Raw genomic sequence first — 19,673 nt, 5'->3', positions numbered from 1 at the left:
CCAGTTGAACGCCGCCATGCACCGTCATGGCGCGCCGATGCTGCCGCGAATTCCTGCTATTGGTGCGTGCGCAACGATTTTCAGGTGGTCCAGAGCCGCAGCGGTGCGGCGTCGACGCCATGCACGACGGGCCGCAATTGCAGCCAGCATTGCGTCAGCGTGTGCTGGAGCGCTTCCATCGAGCGGGCGACCACGCGCACGAGCATCACCCCGGGCGTCACGCACGAGACGCCCGCGCGCTGTGTGCCGCCGAAAGGCAGTTGCGCGCTCAACGATTCGGCGAGGGCGTCGGTGCAGGCCGGGCCGACGGCCCAGAGCGCGCCGTATGCCGGAAAACCGGCGAGGCCTTGCGGCGCATCGCGCAGCAGGTCTTCGGCGTCGAGCTGCGCGCGCTCGAGCCACAGCGGCGCGCCCGAGGGGCCGACGATTCTCGCCACGCTCGCCAGGCTGCCCGCTGACCAGCGTTCGCCCGCCGCCTGCCGGCCGAGCTGCGTGGCGTCCCAGCCGAGCGCCGTCGCGCCTGGGGCGAGCGTCAGCGTGAAATCGAGCGACGCGTTCGCATGATCGAAGACGATGTTGTTCTGCGGCAGCCAGTCGAGCTTCGCATTCGCGCCGACGGCGATGTGGATCTCCTGCCGCGCCTCGCGCCCGTTCGACTTGTACCACTTGGTCGCGCCGGGCGTGGTCAGCACCGCGTGCGTGCGCTCGCCGAGCGCGATATCGATCGAGAGCCGGTCGCCGCCCGCGACGCCGCCGGGCGGATGGACGATGACCGCATGACAGATCGCCTCGCCTTCGGGGTAGAGCGGCCGTTGAACGCGCAATGGGCCGTCGTGTAGACGATGCGCGAGCGTCGTGCGCGCGCCGTGCCGGTCGAAGCGCAATTCGAGCCGCGCTTGCCATTCGTTGTGCGCGGCGGCCGTTTGGGGCTGTGGGGAGAGGGTGGCGTGCTGTTCGTGAAGAGACATGACTGGCGATATCGAAGGCCGCCGAGCCGCCGCAGGGAAGAAGGAGGGCGTTCGGCTCGCGCTCCGCATGATGCCACGCCGTATTGCAAGCGAACATAGCGCCGCGCTTCAGACGGCGATCAGCTCCCGCACGCCGTTCGCATCCATCTCCGCCCCCGCGCCGCCCGCGACGATCTCCCCGCGGCTCATCACCCAGTAGCAGTCCGCGATCGCCTTCGCGAAGTCGTAGTACTGCTCGACGAGCAGCACCGTCATCCCCATTTCGTCGACGAGCCGCCTGAGCGTCCTGCCGATCTCCTGGATGATCGACGGCTGGATGCCCTCGGTCGGCTCGTCGAGGATCAGGAGCTGCGGCTCGCTCATCAGCGCGCGGCCGATCGCGAGCTGCTGCTGCTGGCCGCCCGACAGATCGCCGCCGCGGCGCGCGCGCATCTCTTTCAGTACGGGAAAGAGCGTGTAGATGTGCTCGGGAATCTTCGACGGCGCCTTGCGGCTTGCCGCGCCGACGAGCAGGTTTTCCTCGACGGTGAGACGCGGAAAGATATCGCGCCCCTGCGGCACATAGGCGAGGCCTTGCTCGACGCGCGCATAGGGCGGGAGCTTCTCCAGCGCCTTGCCGCGCCACGAGATCGAGCCGTTCTCCGCATGCACGACGCCCATCAGGCAGCGCAGGAGCGTCGTCTTGCCGACGCCGTTGCGCCCGAGCAGGACCGTCAGCTTGCCTTCCGGCACTTCGAGCGCGACATTTCTCAGGATGTGGCTGCCGCCGTAATACTGGTTCAGCGAGTCGACTTTGAGCATCGTCTGGTTCCTTCCTTCGGCGCGCCTCAGCGCCCGAGATACGATTCGATCACGGCTTCGTCGCGTTTCACTTCGTCGAGCGTGCCGTGCGCGAGCACGCTGCCTTCGGCCATGACGGTGACGCGCCCGGTCTCGCCCGCGAGCGCCGCGACGAACTCCATGTCGTGCTCGACGACCATCATCGAGCAGGTTCCCCGCAGCCGGTTCAGGAGCTCGGCAAGCTCCATCGTCTCGTGGTCGGTCATGCCGGCCGCGGGCTCGTCGAGCAGCAGCAGCGCGGGGCGCTGCATCAGCAGCATGCCGATTTCGAGCCGCTGCTTTTGTCCGTGCGAAAGCTCCCCGGCCAGGCGCCGCGCCTCGCCTTCGAGATGGATCAGCGCGAGCGTCTCCTCGATGCGCGCCTGCGCCGCGCCGTCGAGCCGCGCGCGCAGCGAGGCCCACCAGCCCTTGTCGGTCTTCATCGCGAGCTCGAGGTTCTCCCACACGGGATGGTTCTCGAACACGGTCGGCTTCTGGAACTTGCGGCCGATGCCGGCGCGCGCGATGGTCGGCTCGCTCATGCGCGTGAGATCGATCGACTGGCCGAGGAACACCTTGCCCGTATCGGGCGCGGTCTTGCCCGTGATGACGTCCATCATCGTCGTCTTGCCCGCGCCGTTCGGGCCGATCACGCAGCGCAATTCGCCCGCGTCGATCGTGAGCGTGAGGGCGTTCAGCGCGCGAAAGCCGTCGAAGCTCACGGTCACGTCGTCGAGATAGAGGATCGTGCCGTGCGAGGTGTCGATCTCGTCGGGCGTCACCGCGTGGCCCATCGAGGCGACGCCGGAGAGGGCGCGTCCGTCGTTGTCGACGGCCGTGATGTCGGGGACCATCGGGTTCTCGTTCATTGCGGCGTCCTCTTGCTGGTCTTGCGTCTGGCCACATCGATCAAGCCCATGATCCCGTTGGGCAGGAAGAGCGGCACCAGCATGAAGATCGCGCCGAGGAAGAACAGCCAGTACTCCGCGAAATAGGCCGTGAAAAAGCTCTTCGCGCCGTTCACCGCGAACGCGCCGATGATCGGCCCGATCAGCGTGCCGCGCCCGCCGACCGCAACCCAGATCGCCATCTCGATCGAGTTGCCCGGCGACATCTCGCTCGGGTTGATGATGCCGACCTGCGGCACGTAGAGCGCGCCCGCGATCCCGCACAGCACGGCGGATACCGTCCACACGAAGAGCTTGTACGCGAGCGGGCTGTAGCCGAGGAACATCAGCCGCGCTTCGCCGTCGCGCACGGCGGTGACGACGCGTCCGAGCTTCGAGGTGACGATCGCGCGCGCCGCGAGAAACGACAGCACGAGCACCGCGAACGTGATGAGGAACAGCACGGTGCGCGTGCCGGGATGCGTGATCGGAAAACCGGCGATGCGCTTGAAATCGGTGAAGCCGTTGTTGCCGCCGAAGCCCGTTTCATTGCGATAGAAGAGCAGCATCGCGGCGAACGTGAGCGCCTGCGTGATGATCGAGAGATAGACGCCCTTCACGCGCGAGCGGAACGTGAAGAAGCCGAACACCCACGCGACGATGGCCGGCACGAGTACGACCAGCAGCAGCGCATACGCGAAATGCTGCGTGCCGTGCCAATACCAGGGCAGTTCGTGCCAGTCGAGGAACACCATGAAGTCGGGCAGGTCGCTGCCGTACTTGCCGTCATGGCCGATCGCGCGCATCAGGTACATCCCGATCGCGTAGCCGCCGAGCGCGAAGAAAAGCCCATGCCCGAGGCTCAGGATGCCGCAGTAGCCCCAGACGAGATCCAGCGCGAGCGCCGCGATCGCGTAGCACATCAGCTTGCCCGCGAGCGTCAGCGCATAGGCGGACAGATGGAGCGCGCTGGATTCAGGCAACACGAGCGCGCTCACCGGCACGCCGATGCCGATCACGGCGACGAGCGCGATCAGCGCGAGCCAGGCGCCGCGCGAGAGCAGCGCGGGGCGAGGGGGCAGGCCGAGGGCGAGGCCCTGCTGCGCGGCGTTGCGTCCGGAAACATGGGGCGCGCCTGGTGTCTCGACGGAGGTCGTGGCTGTGGTCATCTCAAGCCTCCGCGCTGCGGCCCTTCAAGGCGAACATGCCTTGCGGACGCTTCTGGATGAACAGGACGATCAGCACCAGCACCGCGATCTTGGCGAGCACCGCGCCCCAGAACGGCTCGATGGCCTTGCTGACGAGCCCGAGCCCGAAGCCGCCGATGACCGTGCCCGCGAGCTGCCCGACGCCGCCCAGCACCACGGCCATGAACGAATCGATGATGTAGCTCTGGCCGAGATCGGGGCCGACGTTGCCGATCTGCGAGAGCGCGCAGCCGCCGAGGCCCGCGATGCCCGCGCCGAACGCGAACGCATACGAGTCGACGCGCGCGGTCTTCACGCCGACGCACGCCGCCATCCGCCGGTTCTGCGTGACGGCGCGCACGAAGAGACCGAGGCGCGTTTTCGTCAGCACGCCCCACGCGATCGCGACGACGGCGAGCGAAAACGCGAGGATCACGAGCCGGTTGTACGGGAGGATCAGGTTCTGCATCACGGTGACGCCGCCGCTCATCCACGACGGATTCTGGACCTGCACGTTCTGCGCGCCGAAGATCGTCCGCGTGGCCTGGATCAGGATCAGGCTCACGCCGAAGGTCGTCAGAAGCGTTTCGAGCGGACGGCCGTACAGATGCTTCAGCACGAGCCGCTCGAGCACGATGCCGACCGCCGCCGCGGCGGCGAACGAGACCGGCACGGCGAAGAGGGGATACCAGTCGAACGCGCCGGGCGCGACGCGCTGCACGAGGTTCTGCACGACATAGGTCGCGTAGGCGCCGATCATGAGGAACTCGCCGTGCGCCATGTTGATGACGCCGATGAGGCCATAGGTGATCGCGAGCCCCAATGCCGCGAGCAGCAGCACGCTGCCGAGCGAGAGTCCCGCGAACACGGTGCCCGCGATTTCACTGCGCCGCTGGATCGCATCGAGCGCGTCGATGCCCGCCTGCGCGGCGGTGCGTACGCGCGCGTCGCTCTCGGCGTATGAGCCGCCGGGCTTGTTCGCCACGAGCGGACGCAGCAGCTCGTACATCTCGAGATCGTGGCGCGCGGCGACGAGTTGCACGGCTTCCAGGCGCTTGGCCGGGTCTGTGTCGGAGAGCGCCGTCATCGCCCAGAGCGTGTCGAGGCGGCGCTTCAATGCGGGGTCGGTTTCCTTCGCGCGTGCGCGGTCGATCATCGGCTTCATCGCCGGATCGGGATTCTTCAGCAACCCGGCGATCGCGGCGCGGCGCGTCTCGAGATCGGGCGAGTCGAGCTGCAGGCCCGAGAGTGCGCCTGCCACCTTCGAGCGCAGCAGGTTGTTGAGCGTGACGGGCTGCGCGCCGTTCGATGCGACGGTCTTGCCGGTGACGGCATCCTTCAGCGCGTCGCCGTCCTGCACGAGCACTTCGCCCGAGTCGGTCGCGAGCACGCCGTCTTCGGTGAGCGCCTTCAAGAGCGCGAGCGACGGTGCGTCGTGGTTCGCGATCAGCTTGTCGATGGCGGCGGACTTCGCGTCGAAGTCGTCGCCGGCGAGCGGAGCGACGTCGGCCGTCGTCAATGCGAATGCGCCGAGCGGCAGGAAGGCGGCCGGCGCCATGACCGCGAGCGCGGCGCAGCGCCGGATGAAGCGGGAGAGTCGGGATGCGGGGAACGCCATGATGGCCTTTGCGTGGACGTTGCGTAGCGTCGTCGGATTCGGCGCGGCGGCAACGGTCTTGGCGTCGTTGCGCGCGCAACCAGCTTGCGCGCGCATCGTGCCGCGACCGCTGCGCCGCGCTCGTGAGCGAAAGCGCAATAAGTGCGATAAGCGGCGCGCTTACGCCACGCGCGAGCGCCGCAGGAACGCCGGAATCGAGCTCACGACATCGGGCTTGCCCTGGTTGCCCGCGATATAGGGGCTCCACGGCTGTGCGCGAATCGGCGTCTTGGTCCGCCAGACCACGTTGAATTGGCCGTCCGCGCGCACTTCGCCGATCATCACCGGCTTGTGCAGGTGGTGGTTGCCGTCCATCTCGAGCTCGAAGCCTGAGGGCGCCGCGAACTTCTGGCCGATCATCGCGACGCGCACCTTGTCGACGTCGGTGCTCTTCGCTTTCTCGACCGCCTGCTTCCACATATGAATGCCGACGTAGGTCGCCTCCATCGGGTCGTTGGTCACGCGCTTCGCGCCGCCGGGCAGGTTCTGCGACGCCACCCAGTCGGCCCATTTCTTCTTGAACTTCTCGTTGGTCGGATTGCGCAGCGACATGAAGTAGTTCCACGCGGCGAGGTTGCCGACGAGCGGTTTCGTATCGATGCCGCGCAGTTCCTCCTCGCCGACCGAGAACGCCACCACGGGCACGTCGGTTGCCTTCAGCCCCTGGTTGCCGAGCTCCTTGTAGAACGGCACGTTCGAATCGCCGTTGACGGTCGAGATCACGCAGGTCTTGCCGCCTTGCGAGAAGCTCTTGATGTTCGCGACGATGGTCTGGTAGTCGCTGTGGCCGAACGGCGTGTAGACCTCTTGAATATCGGTCTCCTGCACGCCCTTCGACTTTAGGAACGCACGCAGGATCTTGTTGGTCGTGCGCGGATAGACGTAGTCGGTGCCGAGCAGGAAGAAGCGCTTCGCGCCGCCGCCTTCGGCACTCATCAGGTATTCGGTGGCGGGAATCGCCTGCTGGTTGGGCGCCGCGCCCGTATAGAACACGTTGCGCGACATTTCTTCGCCTTCGTACTGCACGGGGTAGAAGAGCAGGCCGTTGAGCTCCTCGAACACCGGCAGCACCGACTTGCGCGACACCGAGGTCCAGCAGCCGAACACGGCCGCGACCTTGTCCTGCGTGATCAGCTGGCGGGCCTTCTCGGCGAAGAGCGGCCAGTTCGAGGCCGGATCGACGACGACCGGCTCGAGCTTGCGGCCCATCACGCCGCCGCTCGCGTTGATTTCGGCGATCGTCATCAACGCGGTGTCTTTGAGGGAAGTTTCGGAGATCGCCATCGTGCCCGACAGCGAATGGAGAATGCCGACCTTGATCGGGCCCGACGACTGCGCGTTTGCAAACGGGCTTTGCCCCGCGAGCGCGAGCGCGCCGGACATCGACCCGAACTTCAACAGACTGCGACGCTTCATGTAATTCCCCTTACCGTTGGATGGTGAGACTTATCGTTGTGAGTACGCGCGAATGCTGTGCTGCCGCATGGATGGCGGATGGGGATACTGCAAGGGCTGTGCCAATCGGATCGCCGTGCTGCAATGCCTTTCGCGGCGCGGTTTGTGGTGCAACGGGATGCGTCCGGAGGCGGAAGATATTGGTGCAATGCCGGGCGCCGCGCGTCTTCGCGGTGCGCGTTGCGCTGCGACGAAGCGCGATGATCCGCGGGCGAGGCTTTTGCAGTGCACGGGTGCCGCGCGGTTGTGCATGGGCGTGCGCGTGCCTAGACTAAAAAAACGGCCTGCCGCCTTCCGGTTGAAGGGCGCCATTGCAGCCGGCCGGCTCGAAACGAGATCAACAAACCGACAGGAGCGACATATGACTCAACGCGAAGCGAACAGCGGTTCGCTCGATCTGTCCGCGTTCTGGATGCCTTTCACGGCGAACCGGCAATTCAAGAGCGCGCCGCGGCTCTTGTCGGGCGCGAAGGGGATGTACTACACGTCATACGACGGCCGCCGGATTCTCGACGGCACTGCGGGCCTCTGGTGCGTGAACGCGGGCCACTGCCGCGACGAGATCGTGGCGGCGGTGCGCGCGCAAGCCGAGGAAATGGACTTTGCGCCGACCTTCCAGATGGGCCACCCGAAGGCCTTCGAGGCCGCGACCAAAATCGCGAAGCACACGCCCGGCGACCTCAAGCACATCTTCTTCACGAACTCGGGATCGGAGGCGGTCGATACGGCGCTGAAGATCGCGCTCGCCTACCATCGTGCGCGCGGCGAAGGGCAGCGCACGCGCTTCATCGGACGCGAGCGCGGCTATCACGGCGTCGGCTTCGGCGGCATCTCGGTCGGCGGCATCGCTCCGAACCGCAAGGCGTATTCGGGCGGCTTGCTGCCGTCGGTCGATCACCTGCCGCATACGCTGAGCATCAAGGATGCGGCGTTTTCGAAGGGACAGCCCGCCTGGGGCGTGCATCTCGCCGACGAACTGGAGCGCCTGGTCACGCTGCACGACGCCTCGACGATCGCCGCGGTCATCGTCGAGCCGGTTGCGGGCTCGACGGGCGTGCTGATTCCTCCGCAAGGCTATCTGCAATGCTTGCGCGAGATCTGCGGCAAGCACGGCATCCTCTTGATCTTCGACGAGGTCATCACGGGCTGGGGGCGGCTCGGCGCGCCGTTCGCCGCGCAGTACTTCAACGTGACGCCGGACTTGCTGACGATGGCCAAGGGCACCAACAACGCCGCCGCGCCGCTGGGCGCCGTGGCGGCGAGCCATGCGATTCACGATGCGATCGTCAATGGCGCGCCCGCGGGGATCGAGCTCTTTCACGGCTACACGTACTCGGGCCATCCGATCGCGACGGCCGCGGCGTGCGCGACGATCGATCTCTACGAGCGAGAGGGGTTATTCGAACGCGCGGCGCGGATGTCGCCGCACTTCGAGACCGCGATTCACAAGCTGCGCGGCGAGCCGCATGTGATCGACGTGCGCAACCTGGGGCTCGTGGGCGGCGTCGAGCTCGAGCCGCGCGCCGGAGCGCCGGGGGCTCGGGCCTACGACGCGTTCGTCAAATGCTTCGAGAAGGGCGTGCTCACGCGCTATACGGGGGACATCCTGGCGTTCTCGCCGCCGCTCATCGTCGACGAGCAGCAGATCGACGAAATCTTCTCGACGGTCGCGCAGGTGTTGCGCGAGGTGGCGTAGGCGCCAGGCGCGAGGAATCTCAGTAGGTGGGCACGGAAGGATCGACGAGCTTCGACCAGGCGTCGATCCCGCCTTGCAGGTTGAACATCCTGGTGAAGCCGCGCGACTCGAGGAACATCGCGACGTTCGCGCTGCGCGCGCCGTGATGGCAGATGCAGACGATCTGCGCATCGTCGTCGAGCTCTTCGCTGCGCGCGGGAATGTCGCGCATCGGAATGGTCACGCTGCCCGCGATCTTCGCCGTCTCGATCTCCCACGGTTCGCGCACGTCGAGCAGCACGGGCGCGGGGCGCGAGGTGTCGGCAAGCCATTCGGCGAGGGCGGGGGCGGTCAGGTTTTGCATCTCGGGCTCGGAGAAAAATCGAAGAACAAAAGCGAAGCACAAAAACAGCATCGGCCGCAAGCGCGGCCGATGCTGGAGGAACGTTCAGAACTTGAAGCGCGGCGGCTGCACGGCGTTCACGAGCGGCTCGACATAGGTTTCGAACACGTCGGCGACGCGGAACTGCTTGTCGTCGATGCGCGTGATGATCTGCGCCTTCATGACGGGCGCGGTGCCGACGAAGGCGGCGAGCCGGCCGCCGATCTTCAGTTGCTCGAGGAGATCCTGCGGCAGAACGGGCAGGCCGCCCGACACGCAGATCACGTCGTACGGGGCGGCGGCCGGCCAGCCGCGCGAGCCGTCGCCGAGCGCGACTTCCGCGTTCGTCACGCCGTTCGCGGCGAGGTTCTGCTTGGCGAGCTCGGCGAGCTCCGGGTCGATCTCGACGGTCAGCACGTGCTGGCCGCGATAGGCGAGCAGCGCGGCCATATAGCCCGAGCCGGCGCCGACTTCGAGAATGCTTTCGTGCTTTTTCACCGCCAGTTCCTGCAGGATGCGCGCTTCGATCCTCGGCGCGAGCATGTGCTCGCCGCGCGGCAGCGGCACTTCGAGGTCGGCGAAGGCGATGTCGCGGTAGGCAGCGGGGACGAAATTCTCACGCTTGACGACCGCCAGCAGACTCAGCACGTCCTGGTCCAGCACGTCCCAGGGGCGAATTTGCTGCTCGATCATGTTGAAACGGGCTTGTTCGATGTTCATGGCGGGTTGGGGGATCCGAACGGAACCAGACGGTCTGAGAGTAACTGCGGGATTGTACCAAACCGGCTAGGATTCGGTCCCTTGGCAGGACTGCGAAAACGCGCTTGCGAGGCGGCGGCGGGGCGTGACGGTGCGCGCCGCGCCGGAAAATTCGAGGGGGAATGCCTGAATCTTTCGAGGGTCTTTCGGCGGGGGCCGAATTCTGCCGCGAATTCAGCCTCGGCTCTTCTTGATCTGCGCTTCGAACGCGACGTCGAGCTTGCTGGCCTTGCGCGGCCTGGCCGGGGACTGCGCGTCGACGAAGGCGACGAATTCCTCGAGCGGTAGCGGATCGCAGAGTTTCAGGGCGCCGCCGCCGGTCTTGTCGACGAGATAGAAAAGCCCGCCCGGCAGGCTGACGGCCGCGTAGAGCGCGTTGCCGCTGCGGGTCTTGAGACGCTCGACCGCGTGAATGGCCTTGGTGCCGCGCATGATGTCGCCCGTTCGATCAGTAAAAGACGGCTACTTTACCAATAACGCAGCCGCTCAGATGGTTCGCGAAAAGCGCGTGAGAGGCTGTTGCCCGAGATAGCGGTCGAACACCATCGCGACGTTGCGCACGAGCATGCGTCCGGCGGGGAGCACTTCGAGCTTCTTGCTGTCGAGCGCAATCAGGCCGTCCGCCTCGAACTCGACGAGGCGCTCGAGTTCATGTGCGAATGCGTGAGCGAAGCGGATGCCATAGACGATCTCGAACTCGTCGTAACGCAACTCCAGGTTGCACATGAGCTGGGTGATGATGTCGCGGCGCAGGCGATCGTCGGCGCTGAGCCGCACGCCGCGCTGGATCGCGAGCTGGCCGGCATCGATCGCGGCCGCATAGCCGGGGAGGTCCTTGGCGTTTTGCGCGTAGACGTCGCCGACCTTGCCGATCGACGATGCGCCGATGCCGATCAGATCGCAATCGGCATGCGTGCTGTAGCCCTGGAAATTGCGATGCAGGGTGCGTTGCGCCTGGGCGCGGGCGAGCTCGTCGCCGGGCAGCGCGAAGTGGTCCATGCCGATGTAGACGTAGCCCGCATCCGTCAGCCGCTCGATCACGCGACGCAGGATCGCCAGCCGCTCGGCGGGCGAGGGCATCGCCGACGCGTCCATCTGGCGCTGCATCTTGAAGAGCTGCGGCATGTGCGCGTAGCCGAACACCGAGAGGCGGTCGGGCGCGAGCTCGAGGATCTTGTCGAGCGTGCGGCTGAAGCTGTCGACGGTTTGATGCGGCAGCCCGTAGATCAGGTCGGCGCTGATCGACTTGTAGCCCGACGCGCGTGCGGCGCGCATCACGTCGGCGGTCATCTCGAACGGCTGGATGCGATTGATCGCGGCTTGCACGACCGGATCGAAGTCCTGTACGCCGAGGCTCAGGCGATTGAAGCCAAGCGTGCGCAGATGGACGATCGATTGCGGGTCGGCTTCGCGCGGATCGACTTCGATCGAATATTCAGCTTCTTCATCGGGCGCGAGCGCGAAGTGCTCGCGCGTGGCGGCCATCAGCTCAGCCAATTGACGGTCCGACAGGAACGTCGGCGTGCCGCCGCCCAGATGCAATTGCCTGACGGGCCGGGTCGCGTCGAAGCGGGCCGCCTGCAGCGCCAGTTCGCGTTTCATGCGATCGAGATACGGGCGCGCGCGGGCGCGGTTCTTCGTCACGACCTTGTTGCAGCCGCAGTAGAAGCAGACGGTGTCGCAGAACGGGAGGTGGAAGTACAGCGACAGCTCGCTTGCGGACGCGCCGGCGTCGCTCGCGGCGCGGAAGTAGTCCGCGGGGTCGAAATCGTCGTGGAACTGGAGGGCGGTGGGATAGGACGTATACCGGGGACCGTTCGCGCTGTATTTGGCAAGCAGGTCCGGATGAAACAGGGAATCGACGGAATCCATGGGCAGCCTTTCATGGCGGTGGCGCATTCGATGCAGTTTAGGCGCGTGCCGCCGGGCAACGTTGTGTTACAGCGTCGCATGCGGCAAATTGCGCAATCCGGGCACAATACGGGCTTCGTGCGGTTTTTCTATATGGTCTGCCGCGCAGTGCCCCGTTTTCTTGTCCTGGATCAGAGCTTTTCGTGACTGCCGTTGCCCCTTACGCCGTGATCGATCATGCGTGCCGCCCCGATTGCGGTGCATGCTGCATCGCACCTTCGATCACGAGCCCGATTCCTGGCATGCCCGACGGCAAGCCCGCGGGTGTGCGCTGCGTGCAGCTCGACGAGCACCACCGCTGCGGGATTTTCGGGCGCCCCGAGCGGCCCGCTTGCTGCTCGGGCCTGCAGCCGCAAGAGCAGATGTGCGGCAGCTCGCGCGCCCACGCGATCGCCTGGCTGACGCAGCTCGAGGCGGCGACGCGGCCCGCCGCCGGCTGAGCGCAGCGAGCCCAACACACCATCGAAGAGCAGGAGGTTTTGCATGATTCACGCGAAAGCGCCCACGCGGCGCCGGTTTCTGCTCGCGGCCTGCGCGGCGGCGAGCATCACCGTGTCGCTCGGCGCCTGTGCCACAGCGACGTTTCCGTTCATCCCCGATCACTACACGTTCTCGCGCGAGCAGGCGCAGGAAGCGGTGCAGCGCAAGTTTCCGTTCCAGCGGACGGTCTCGCAGGTGTTCGACGTCACGCTCAGCAATCCCGTCGTCGGCCTGCTGCCCGAGACGAATCGCGTGAGCGTGCGCGTCGACGCGCATTTTGCGAGCCCGTTCCTGCGCCAGCCGGTGGCCGGCAGCTTCACGCTGTCGAGCCAGCTCGCCTACGACAGCGCGAGCCGCTCGGTCGTGCTCAAGGAGCCATCCGTCGACAGCGTGAACGTCGACGGCGACTCCCGCGCCTACGCCCAGCAAATTAGCGCGGCCGCCGGGCTGCTCGCGACGCAGCTCCTCACCAACTATCCGATCTACACCTTCAAGCCCGAGCAACTGCAATTTGCCGGCGTGAACTACGAACCCGGTACAATCACGATCCTTACAAACGGCATACGCGTGCAGATCGTCGAGAAATGACGCGCGCGCGGCCGTGAGGGCCGCGCATTTGCCTCGCCCTTCGTTTCTCTTCGCGACGGCGTTTGCGCAGCGTCGCGCTACGCCGCCAGAGCGCGACATCGTTCGAAAAGGGCCATCGATGGATTGGGTATTGATTTGCAAGGCGGTGATACTCGGCGTCGTCGAGGGGCTGACCGAGTTTCTGCCGGTGTCGAGCACCGGCCATTTGATCGTGGTCGGCAGCCTGCTCAACTTCACCGACGATGGCTCGAAGACCTTTCACGTCGTGATCCAGTTCGGCGCGATCCTGGCCGTGTGCTGGGAGTATCGGCGGCGCATCGGCGAGGTGGTCGCCGGGCTCGCCACGCAGGCTGCCGCGCGACGCTTTGCGGCCAACGTCGTCATTGCGACGATTCCGGCCATCGTGCTGGGGCTCTTGTTCGAGAGGCCGATCAAGGCCGCGCTTTACGCGCCGGTGCCGGTCGCGGTGGCGCTGGTGCTGGGCGGTGTCGTCATCCTGTGGGCGGAGTCGCGCCAGCGCGAGCGCGGCGATGCGCCGCCGCGCGTGCAGTCGATCGACGCGCTCACGCCGCTCGACGCGCTGAAGGTCGGTTTTGCACAGTGTTGCGCGCTGATTCCGGGCGTGTCGCGCTCGGGGTCGACGATCATTGGTGGGATGTGTTTCGGGCTCGATCGGCGCGTCGCTACCGAGTTTTCGTTTTTTCTCGCGATTCCGATCATTGTCGGCGCGACGCTGTACGAGATCGTAAAGACGTGGCACGAGACGCCGGTCCAGATGCTCGACCTGTTCACGATCGGCATGGCGGCGGCGTTCGCAAGCGCGTTCGTTTGCGTGCGCTGGCTGCTGCGCTATATCGCGACGCACGATTTCACGGTGTTCGCGTGGTATCGGATCGGCTTCGGCTTGCTCGTGCTGATCGTCGGATATGGCGGCGGGCTGAACTGGGGCTGAGCGCGAGGGTGCGAGGCGAGGCGGCGCGTCGCCTTGCCGCTTCGCTCCTGAGTCTTTCTTCCTTTCTTCTTATTCCGCACGCCGCTTGAAGACGAGATCCCATACGCCATGTCCGAGCCGCAAGCCGCGGCGTTCGAACTTCGTCACCGGACGATAGTCGGGGCGCGGCGCGTAGTTCTCGCAGGTGTTCGCGAGCGTGGGCTCCGCGCTCAGCACGTCGAGCATCTGCTCGGCGTAGTTCTGCCAGTCGGTCGCGCAATGCAGATACGCGCCCGGCTTCAGGCGCGAAACCAGGAGCGCGACGAACTTCGGCTGGATCAGGCGGCGCTTGTGGTGGCGCGCCTTGTGCCACGGGTCGGGAAAGAAGATGTGCGCGCCGTCGAGGCTGGCCGGCGCGATCATCTGCTCGAGCACTTCGACTGCATCGTGCTGGACGATGCGGATGTTCGCGAGATTCTGCTCCCCCATCAGCTTGAGCAGTGCGCCGACGCCCGGCTCGTGGACTTCGACGCCGATGAAGTCGTCGCCGGAGCGCTGCGCGGCGATTTCCGCGGTCGTCGCGCCCATGCCGAAGCCGATCTCGAGCACGCGGGGCGCCGTGCGGCCGAACAGGGCGTCCCAGTCGGCCGCGACGGGTGCATAGGGGATGACGAAGCGCGGTCCGAGCTCTTCCATGGCGCGGCGCTGGCCTGTCGAGACGCGGCCGGCGCGCGTGACGAAGCTGCGGATGCGGCGCGGGTGCTGCGGTTGATCGGGCGAGGCGGTCTCGGCGGGGGTGGGCGCGCCGCCGGTTTGACCGGGCTTGGGAGAAAGGCCGTCTTCGTTCGGATCGTGAATCATCGGTGACTACAGGAATACGCGCGCTGCGGTTCGCGCGGCGAAGGCGCAACGTGCTCAGTGGCGATAGAGCGGCGATGGCAGTCATGGCCGCCGCGGATGCTAAAAAGCCGCCTTCGGCGAGGCGGCTTCTTCGTGGCCAGACATCGGCCGAATGTGGAGCGGGCGATGGGAATCCTATCCAGAATCCCGCAAACCCCCGCCAATCCTACATCCACACACACCTGTGCACAAAAAATAGGCAAGAAAGTGTGGGTGAAAAGCGTGGGTATCTAACCCAAGCCGCGGCGAAGTATATCAAGCATCAGCGAGACAGCCTACTTGCTGGCTTTCTCGTCCCCGACCCTATCTAGGTCGGCAAAGAATTCTGACGGGCGAACGTCAAGCGTTCGGATGATTTTCATGATGTTGACGAGCGCGAGGTTGTGCTCGCCACGCTCAATGCCACCCATGTAGCTGCGATCAATGCCGCATGCGTCACCGAAGGCTTCTTGTGAAAAGCCTTTCTGTTTCCGTCGCCGTCGCACTGTCGCACCAAATGCAACTAGGACGGGATGCTTTGCCTTGTCGAGGCCGGATGTCGAGGAGGTTGCCATGCCCAATGTTTCCTCCGCAGTGAATAAATCTCCACGGGATAAGAAAACACGGGATATAAGTACGCGGGATATGGTTACAGTTTACGCTATGATTGCCCCGAGCATGGCCGGTGCCGTGCCAGTTAATCAACTGCGGGGGCGAAATGCGTTTGAAGGTAGTGGTGGCAGCAGTGCTGGCTGCGTCATTGGCCGGCTGTGGTGGAGGCGGAAGCAGCAATAACGGGCAGGCAAGTTCATCGAGCAGCAGCGCCTCAGCATCGATTGTGCCGTCCGACGCGCAAATTCGAGCCGACATTGCCACGAGCCAAGGCACAACGAGCAACACGCCGATCTGGGACACTTCGCAGGCTTACGGCGCAGTCGGCAACCCGTATAAGGGCGGTGTGGATGGGGTGCATTCCTATCGCTGGAACATCGAGCGCGACGGCCGGATTCCGGTTCTCGATACGAGCGGTCGGCCCGAGTTGACGGCGGCGCTGAACAACCTTGAGGCTGCGGCCGGCAAAACGCTGTTCACCCGCCTTCCCGCGACGACGAATTCCGCATCCGTCACTCGGGGCATCGTCTTCAACAACGAAACGCCGCCGACGCAAGGTTCGTCCGAGCCGAACAACTGCGGCGAGGTCTACGCCAACAAACTGAATATGTTTGGGCTTTGGGTCGATCCGACATATTCCATCGATCCGCCGTTGGCTTCGGACTGGCAGGTCGAAGTGGATTCCAGCCCGCTTATCGATCCACGAGCAACGTTCAACGTAGATGTCGATTTCAGCAACGCGAACTGCGCGCCGTTCGAGCCGTTGGTTGAGCACGAACTACTGCATGCGCTCGGGCTGACGAATCACTTTGATGGTTTCGGCGAAGGCAGTGGTGGCAACTGTAACGGCGCACTGTGTACCGACCGGGCTTACCCCGTTCTCAAGACGCTCTACGCGAACCCGCCGATGTCAGTCATCGCAAACATGACCATCGCCCGATAGTGAGGAAACCATGTCCGTCGAGAAAAAGCAGATTTCGCGGAATGACCGAATTGTCGAAACCCTTGACGTAACTGACGCGGGTGAATGGCTCGGGAAAGCGGTCATCGACTACCCGCTGGCGATCGTGTGGTTGTTGCTTCGCCTGTTCCCGTTCGTCATTCCGATGTGGCTGATTGACCGGTATGCAGGCGACCTCGGCTATCTGCGACTCGGCTCGTGGCTCTACTACGGTATGGCTCTCGCCACGGTGCCGTGGTTGATCTGGCAGTGCATTCGCCTGCTTCGCAGGCGTTCACGGAACCAATAAAAGGAATTCTATGGAAAGCACCATCAATTTTAAACGGGCTTGTCAGGTGACGACCCGACCGGATGGAACCGTCGCCATCACGTTCCGACAACGGCGTATCAATTTCACGGCCGCCGACCTTCTGATTGCAGTGCCTGCGGTCATTTTGCTCATTGGCGGTTTGCTGGCTTCCGTGGTCGTCAGTGCCGACCATGGCTTCATCCTCGGCATGCTCGCATTCTTCGTCGTGTTCGCCTTGCCGATCATTGTGTTCTACCGCTTGAATTGGACAATGGCGACGATTAGCGTTGAGCGCAATGGCATTCGTTGGGGACGGCATGCTATGACCTACAGTGATTTCAACGATATCGGCTGGAAGAGCACGATCCGCAAGGCAAACCGCGGCCCGTTCAGCACGACGGATTCCTATGTCTATATCGAGGCAAAAGGCAGGGAAATCGCCGTCACGAAGGAAATCAAAGGTGAAGGAGCACGCGACATCGCCGAAGCCTTGGACAAGGCCGCCACGCACTATGTGAATCAGTTGTCGCGATAACCCTTCTGTAGTCCATTCTGAACGGCTTATCCACGGTTTTCGAAGCGGCCACCTATGCGGGCCACGAGCTAGGAAACGGTGGGTAAGCCGTTCTCACATTCGTTTATTCAAATGGCTTGGTCGGCTCCATAGGCACGTGATACGTCTTCATTTGCTCGCGACGTACCTCTTCCTCTTTCTTGATGCGCTCAAGCAGTTCTTTTTCTTGCTTCTCGAAATACTGCTTTCTGTCCAAATTCAGCTTCCACATGTTGCAAATGGCGACGGTTGCCGCGATGAGCATCGTCGCTCCTGACCAAGCCACTTTGTCACCAGCAAGTTGCCCTGCGAGCTGATATGCCCCGGCGAAACTGAACTGCAAGGTCTCTCGTTGCAGATAGATGGAATAACCGACGATGACCGCCCCAAAAGCGATTAAGACTACGGCAAAGAAATTGCCTACGTAGTAACAAATTTGTGCCGACACGAGCCACGCATTTGAGAGAAAAACCGGAATCGACGCGATCCGTGCGAGTATGAAGTTATCCACGATCTCAAGCCGATCTGCGACTTCGCTAGGGAGAAACCAGCGGATGATGTGTGATGCAAGCCACAGAGGGACAAGAACCTTGACAGCGACCCAACACCACCCGAGCAATTCCATATCGTCTCCATTGATCACGAGAATTTATGTTTATCGGTCGGTCAGTGCGTGAGCTTTAGCGAGTCCCATCCACCGAAACGCGAGCTGATCCGCTCGTCATATTGAGCTGCCGTTGTCTGGCCTGAGCAAGCTGCAATTCCAGTCGGCGCTTACGCTCCATCAAGGCCATCACCTTACGCTCGGCATTGGTCTTCTGTTCAGGGCTTTTCGCGCTGTTCATTTCGGCAACCGCGGCATTGATGCTGGATTCGATGTCCGACAGACCGGTCATCAATCCAGCGATCCCAAAATCACTCGTCATGTTGGCCCGGTCGCCGATGACAGCCTGATCGCGCATCATCTTGATCGTCCGCATCACGTTGGGTTTGTTCTCGTATTTGGACGGTGATGAGTCGTTCTGCTGGTGGACGATGTCGTGGGATGGTGTCTTCTCTTTCATGGTGCTCTCCTTTGTTGTTGTTATTGTTGGCTGGGACACGGACTGCAATTGCACCTCTCGGCGTTGCTGCAATCGTTGGGATCGCAGCATGCGAGACGTGAGGTAGGCACGGACATTGAACTCTCTACGCTCTTCGACAAGCTGTTGCAGGATGTCCTGTGACCGCTGGTATTCGGCGGTCGATAGGCGTTGCTCCTGCCGGTTGCCGCGAGCTTGTCTGACGATCTCGCGGTAGTCTGCGTCGGCACGATAGAGTGGGCCGCGAAAGCGTTTCGCTTTCTCTGCACCCGGAAACTTCATCGATAGATAGTCCTTACCTTTGCGGGTGATCTCGACCCCGTATTCGCGCGACAGGAAATCGCATAGCTGGTCGCGGTCGGCAATCTGCCCGGTGCGGATTGCTTTGGTCAGACGGCGATGCAGATATACCTTGTTGCTGCGATCTTTCGTGCCTTCCGTCGTATATCGTTCGAAGTCGCTGAGGGCAAGCTTGAGCGGGTCGGGTACGATCTGGGCATAGTCGAGTCGGTGATTGGTTACCTGCGTAAAGGCTTCATACAGTCGGATGCTCTGTCGACCGGGCGGATGGATGTTCATGCGTTTGCCGGTCTTCATCTCCGTCATCGGCACGATGAAGCGAATTTCGATGTTGCCCTTGTCCTGATGCAGGACGAACAGCGTATTCATGTTTTCCCCACTCAGACCAGGGCACACGGTCTGTTTGAACGACTTGATAACATCGCGCATCTGCTCGCGGGTCGGCTTCTCGTTATCACGAAATGCAATCGCGCCGGACACGTATTTGTGCTTACGCCGGATGCCGTTGATGATGGCGACCGTCAGGTCGGGATTGCCTTCGAGCACTTCCGGGGCAACCGAACGGGGCTGGCCGGTATGATCACGGCCGCCCATCAGATATTTGACCGGGGACTCGCCGCGCGAAATCCCCGCATTGAAAACACGGACGATCATGCGTTGCCCGTGCTTCTCCCTTGCTTCGCTTCCTTCCAGACATATTCGGCACATTCCTGAAGCTGGAGCAGCGCGATCAGCATGTCATCGTCGGGCTGCTGACGATCCCGTAGCAGGGTGGCGATTTCGGCGACGTTGTTGCCGATGAAATTGATCGCCTGTAACCATGCGACATGGGCATCGCCGGACAGCGACGCGGGGCCGGCGAGTGCGGTTTCGCGAAGGTATTGGGCCAGATTGCCATAGCCGGATTCGAGGGCGAGCTGGCCGATCTTCTCGCGTTCGGCGGGACTGACGCGGACATCAATGCGCTGATCACGGCGTTGGATGTTGCCGTCGATGCCGCTCTGGCCTGGTTGCTTCTTGATGTGGGAGGCGAGTGCCTCATGCTGCTGCTGTTCCATATTGGCTCCTGTTTTTAGTTGTTATTTGGGCCGTGCGTTGCTGCGTCCGTGTCTGTTTGGCGGTGCTGCCTTTCAAGGGACTGGCACCCCAGATACATCGTTTAACGCGGCATGTGCGTGTTAAACGTTGACCTTGCTTGGTGTGCGTTGTTCGGCTTCCTATACCAATACCGGAATTTATATGGAAAGCAAGGGCCATCCGACGAACGGCGAGGATACCGCTTGGGCGGCATCCTCGAA

At 63.6% G+C, this 19,673-nt stretch carries 22 protein-coding genes; 7 read left to right on the top strand and 15 right to left on the bottom strand.

The window, feature by feature from the left end:
• Positions 1 to 80 precede the first annotated feature (80 nt).
• The 6 genes from FAZ69_RS04675 to urtA all read right to left on the bottom strand — a co-directional run bounded on the left by FAZ69_RS04675 (position 81) and on the right by urtA (position 6,934).
• Positions 81 to 968 (bottom strand): urease accessory protein UreD, encoded by an 888-nt coding sequence (locus FAZ69_RS04675; RefSeq protein ID WP_136892770.1) that lies wholly within the window; start codon positions 966 to 968, stop codon positions 81 to 83.
• A gap of 108 nt (positions 969 to 1,076) precedes the next feature.
• Complete coding sequence (gene urtE / locus FAZ69_RS04670) at positions 1,077 to 1,769, bottom strand: urea ABC transporter ATP-binding subunit UrtE (protein ID WP_136892769.1); 693 nt, start codon at positions 1,767 to 1,769, stop codon at positions 1,077 to 1,079.
• A 26-nt stretch (positions 1,770 to 1,795) separates the two neighbouring features.
• A complete protein-coding gene (urtD, locus tag FAZ69_RS04665; RefSeq protein ID WP_136892768.1) occupies positions 1,796 to 2,656 on the bottom strand; it encodes an urea ABC transporter ATP-binding protein UrtD in 861 nt (286 codons plus the stop codon).
• Positions 2,653 to 3,843: an urea ABC transporter permease subunit UrtC gene (gene urtC, locus FAZ69_RS04660; RefSeq protein ID WP_136892767.1), complete on the bottom strand. Its 1,191-nt coding sequence runs from the start codon at positions 3,841 to 3,843 to the stop codon at positions 2,653 to 2,655. Before urtC ends, urtD begins: the two co-directional genes overlap by 4 nt.
• 1 nt (position 3,844) lies before the next feature.
• Positions 3,845 to 5,479 carry an urea ABC transporter permease subunit UrtB gene (gene urtB / locus FAZ69_RS04655; RefSeq protein WP_136892883.1) on the bottom strand — a complete coding sequence of 545 codons (1,635 nt, stop codon included), beginning with the start codon at positions 5,477 to 5,479 and terminating at the stop codon, positions 3,845 to 3,847.
• A gap of 159 nt (positions 5,480 to 5,638) precedes the next feature.
• Complete coding sequence (gene urtA, locus FAZ69_RS04650) at positions 5,639 to 6,934, bottom strand: urea ABC transporter substrate-binding protein (RefSeq protein WP_136892766.1); 1,296 nt, start codon at positions 6,932 to 6,934, stop codon at positions 5,639 to 5,641.
• A gap of 400 nt (positions 6,935 to 7,334) precedes the next feature.
• Here urtA and aptA point away from each other — a divergent pair, with 400 nt between their 5' ends.
• On the top strand, positions 7,335 to 8,669 hold the full coding sequence (gene aptA / locus FAZ69_RS04645; RefSeq protein WP_136892765.1) for an omega-aminotransferase AptA: 1,335 nt from the start codon (positions 7,335 to 7,337) through the stop codon (positions 8,667 to 8,669).
• A gap of 19 nt (positions 8,670 to 8,688) precedes the next feature.
• Here the strand turns inward: aptA and FAZ69_RS04640 are convergent, their stop codons facing one another.
• From FAZ69_RS04640 to hemN, 4 genes are all read right to left on the bottom strand, one after another.
• Positions 8,689 to 9,012 (bottom strand): rhodanese-like domain-containing protein, encoded by a 324-nt coding sequence (locus FAZ69_RS04640; RefSeq protein WP_136892764.1) that lies wholly within the window; start codon positions 9,010 to 9,012, stop codon positions 8,689 to 8,691.
• 84 nt (positions 9,013 to 9,096) lie between these two features.
• Complete coding sequence (locus FAZ69_RS04635; protein ID WP_136892763.1) at positions 9,097 to 9,750, bottom strand: protein-L-isoaspartate O-methyltransferase family protein; 654 nt, start codon at positions 9,748 to 9,750, stop codon at positions 9,097 to 9,099.
• A gap of 213 nt (positions 9,751 to 9,963) precedes the next feature.
• Complete coding sequence (locus FAZ69_RS04630; protein WP_136892762.1) at positions 9,964 to 10,221, bottom strand: hypothetical protein; 258 nt, start codon at positions 10,219 to 10,221, stop codon at positions 9,964 to 9,966.
• Positions 10,222 to 10,275: 54 nt separating this feature from the next.
• Positions 10,276 to 11,661, bottom strand: a complete 1,386-nt coding sequence (gene hemN / locus FAZ69_RS04625; RefSeq protein ID WP_136892761.1) for an oxygen-independent coproporphyrinogen III oxidase — start codon at positions 11,659 to 11,661, stop codon at positions 10,276 to 10,278.
• A 182-nt stretch (positions 11,662 to 11,843) separates the two neighbouring features.
• On the opposite strand from hemN, the gene FAZ69_RS04620 reads away from it, so the two are divergent.
• From FAZ69_RS04620 to FAZ69_RS04610, 3 genes are all read left to right on the top strand, one after another.
• Positions 11,844 to 12,140, top strand: coding sequence for a YkgJ family cysteine cluster protein (locus tag FAZ69_RS04620; RefSeq protein ID WP_240702109.1), 297 nt, complete (start codon positions 11,844 to 11,846; stop codon positions 12,138 to 12,140).
• Positions 12,141 to 12,183: 43 nt separating this feature from the next.
• Positions 12,184 to 12,768, top strand: a complete 585-nt coding sequence (locus tag FAZ69_RS04615) for a DUF1439 domain-containing protein (protein ID WP_136892760.1) — start codon at positions 12,184 to 12,186, stop codon at positions 12,766 to 12,768.
• Between the two features lie 118 nt (positions 12,769 to 12,886).
• The gene (locus FAZ69_RS04610) at positions 12,887 to 13,720 is read left to right on the top strand and encodes an undecaprenyl-diphosphate phosphatase (RefSeq protein WP_136892759.1); all 834 of its coding nucleotides are present in this window, start codon (positions 12,887 to 12,889) and stop codon (positions 13,718 to 13,720) included.
• Between the two features lie 69 nt (positions 13,721 to 13,789).
• Here FAZ69_RS04610 and trmB read toward each other — a convergent pair whose 3' ends face one another.
• Both trmB and FAZ69_RS04600 read right to left on the bottom strand, forming a co-directional pair.
• On the bottom strand, positions 13,790 to 14,560 hold the full coding sequence (gene trmB, locus FAZ69_RS04605; protein ID WP_136892758.1) for a tRNA (guanosine(46)-N7)-methyltransferase TrmB: 771 nt from the start codon (positions 14,558 to 14,560) through the stop codon (positions 13,790 to 13,792).
• 314 nt (positions 14,561 to 14,874) lie between these two features.
• Complete coding sequence (locus FAZ69_RS04600) at positions 14,875 to 15,153, bottom strand: helix-turn-helix domain-containing protein (protein WP_136892757.1); 279 nt, start codon at positions 15,151 to 15,153, stop codon at positions 14,875 to 14,877.
• Between the two features lie 143 nt (positions 15,154 to 15,296).
• On the opposite strand from FAZ69_RS04600, the gene FAZ69_RS04595 reads away from it, so the two are divergent.
• The 3 genes from FAZ69_RS04595 to FAZ69_RS04585 are packed head-to-tail and all read left to right on the top strand — an operon-like array spanning position 15,297 to position 16,975.
• Positions 15,297 to 16,133, top strand: a complete 837-nt coding sequence (locus FAZ69_RS04595; RefSeq protein ID WP_136892756.1) for a hypothetical protein — start codon at positions 15,297 to 15,299, stop codon at positions 16,131 to 16,133.
• 10 nt (positions 16,134 to 16,143) lie between these two features.
• Positions 16,144 to 16,440 carry a hypothetical protein gene (locus FAZ69_RS04590; RefSeq protein WP_136892755.1) on the top strand — a complete coding sequence of 99 codons (297 nt, stop codon included), beginning with the start codon at positions 16,144 to 16,146 and terminating at the stop codon, positions 16,438 to 16,440.
• Between the two features lie 10 nt (positions 16,441 to 16,450).
• On the top strand, positions 16,451 to 16,975 hold the full coding sequence (locus FAZ69_RS04585) for a hypothetical protein (protein ID WP_136892754.1): 525 nt from the start codon (positions 16,451 to 16,453) through the stop codon (positions 16,973 to 16,975).
• A gap of 103 nt (positions 16,976 to 17,078) precedes the next feature.
• On the opposite strand, the gene FAZ69_RS04580 is transcribed toward FAZ69_RS04585, so the two are convergent.
• From FAZ69_RS04580 to FAZ69_RS04570, 3 genes are read right to left on the bottom strand one after another with little or no spacing between them, the layout of a single operon-like run.
• Entirely contained in the window at positions 17,079 to 17,618 is a 540-nt protein-coding gene (locus FAZ69_RS04580) for a hypothetical protein (RefSeq protein WP_136892753.1), read from the bottom strand.
• Positions 17,619 to 17,673: 55 nt separating this feature from the next.
• Positions 17,674 to 19,029: a relaxase/mobilization nuclease domain-containing protein gene (locus FAZ69_RS04575; protein WP_169708555.1), complete on the bottom strand. Its 1,356-nt coding sequence runs from the start codon at positions 19,027 to 19,029 to the stop codon at positions 17,674 to 17,676.
• Positions 19,026 to 19,433, bottom strand: a complete 408-nt coding sequence (locus FAZ69_RS04570) for a plasmid mobilization protein (RefSeq protein ID WP_136892751.1) — start codon at positions 19,431 to 19,433, stop codon at positions 19,026 to 19,028. Before FAZ69_RS04570 ends, FAZ69_RS04575 begins: the two co-directional genes overlap by 4 nt.
• Positions 19,434 to 19,673 lie beyond the last annotated feature (240 nt).

This window comes from Trinickia terrae (assembly GCF_005144415.1).
Lineage (GTDB): Bacteria > Pseudomonadota > Gammaproteobacteria > Burkholderiales > Burkholderiaceae > Trinickia_A > Trinickia_A terrae.
The sequence above is the reverse complement of the archived record's forward strand: the minus strand, read 5'-3'. Positions and strand labels throughout refer to the sequence as shown.

Excerpts from the sequence above, each read along its gene's own strand:
- FAZ69_RS04675 (WP_136892770.1), bottom strand. The coding sequence starts at position 968 with ATGTCTCTTCACGAACAGCACGCCACCCTCTCCCCACAGCCCCAAACG.
- FAZ69_RS04585 (WP_136892754.1), top strand. The coding sequence starts at position 16,451 with ATGGAAAGCACCATCAATTTTAAACGGGCTTGTCAGGTGACGACCCGA.
- trmB (WP_136892758.1), bottom strand. The coding sequence starts at position 14,560 with ATGATTCACGATCCGAACGAAGACGGCCTTTCTCCCAAGCCCGGTCAA.
- urtA (WP_136892766.1), bottom strand. The coding sequence starts at position 6,934 with ATGAAGCGTCGCAGTCTGTTGAAGTTCGGGTCGATGTCCGGCGCGCTC.
- urtE (WP_136892769.1), bottom strand. The coding sequence starts at position 1,769 with ATGCTCAAAGTCGACTCGCTGAACCAGTATTACGGCGGCAGCCACATC.
- FAZ69_RS04630 (WP_136892762.1), bottom strand. The coding sequence starts at position 10,221 with ATGCGCGGCACCAAGGCCATTCACGCGGTCGAGCGTCTCAAGACCCGC.
- FAZ69_RS04595 (WP_136892756.1), top strand. The coding sequence starts at position 15,297 with ATGCGTTTGAAGGTAGTGGTGGCAGCAGTGCTGGCTGCGTCATTGGCC.
- FAZ69_RS04600 (WP_136892757.1), bottom strand. The coding sequence starts at position 15,153 with ATGGCAACCTCCTCGACATCCGGCCTCGACAAGGCAAAGCATCCCGTC.
- urtD (WP_136892768.1), bottom strand. The coding sequence starts at position 2,656 with ATGAACGAGAACCCGATGGTCCCCGACATCACGGCCGTCGACAACGAC.
- urtB (WP_136892883.1), bottom strand. The coding sequence starts at position 5,479 with ATGGCGTTCCCCGCATCCCGACTCTCCCGCTTCATCCGGCGCTGCGCC.
- FAZ69_RS04570 (WP_136892751.1), bottom strand. The coding sequence starts at position 19,433 with ATGGAACAGCAGCAGCATGAGGCACTCGCCTCCCACATCAAGAAGCAA.
- aptA (WP_136892765.1), top strand. The coding sequence starts at position 7,335 with ATGACTCAACGCGAAGCGAACAGCGGTTCGCTCGATCTGTCCGCGTTC.
- urtC (WP_136892767.1), bottom strand. The coding sequence starts at position 3,843 with ATGACCACAGCCACGACCTCCGTCGAGACACCAGGCGCGCCCCATGTT.
- FAZ69_RS04610 (WP_136892759.1), top strand. The coding sequence starts at position 12,887 with ATGGATTGGGTATTGATTTGCAAGGCGGTGATACTCGGCGTCGTCGAG.
- FAZ69_RS04615 (WP_136892760.1), top strand. The coding sequence starts at position 12,184 with ATGATTCACGCGAAAGCGCCCACGCGGCGCCGGTTTCTGCTCGCGGCC.
- FAZ69_RS04640 (WP_136892764.1), bottom strand. The coding sequence starts at position 9,012 with ATGCAAAACCTGACCGCCCCCGCCCTCGCCGAATGGCTTGCCGACACC.
- FAZ69_RS04635 (WP_136892763.1), bottom strand. The coding sequence starts at position 9,750 with ATGAACATCGAACAAGCCCGTTTCAACATGATCGAGCAGCAAATTCGC.
- FAZ69_RS04580 (WP_136892753.1), bottom strand. The coding sequence starts at position 17,618 with ATGGAATTGCTCGGGTGGTGTTGGGTCGCTGTCAAGGTTCTTGTCCCT.
- FAZ69_RS04575 (WP_169708555.1), bottom strand. The coding sequence starts at position 19,029 with ATGATCGTCCGTGTTTTCAATGCGGGGATTTCGCGCGGCGAGTCCCCG.
- FAZ69_RS04590 (WP_136892755.1), top strand. The coding sequence starts at position 16,144 with ATGTCCGTCGAGAAAAAGCAGATTTCGCGGAATGACCGAATTGTCGAA.
- hemN (WP_136892761.1), bottom strand. The coding sequence starts at position 11,661 with ATGGATTCCGTCGATTCCCTGTTTCATCCGGACCTGCTTGCCAAATAC.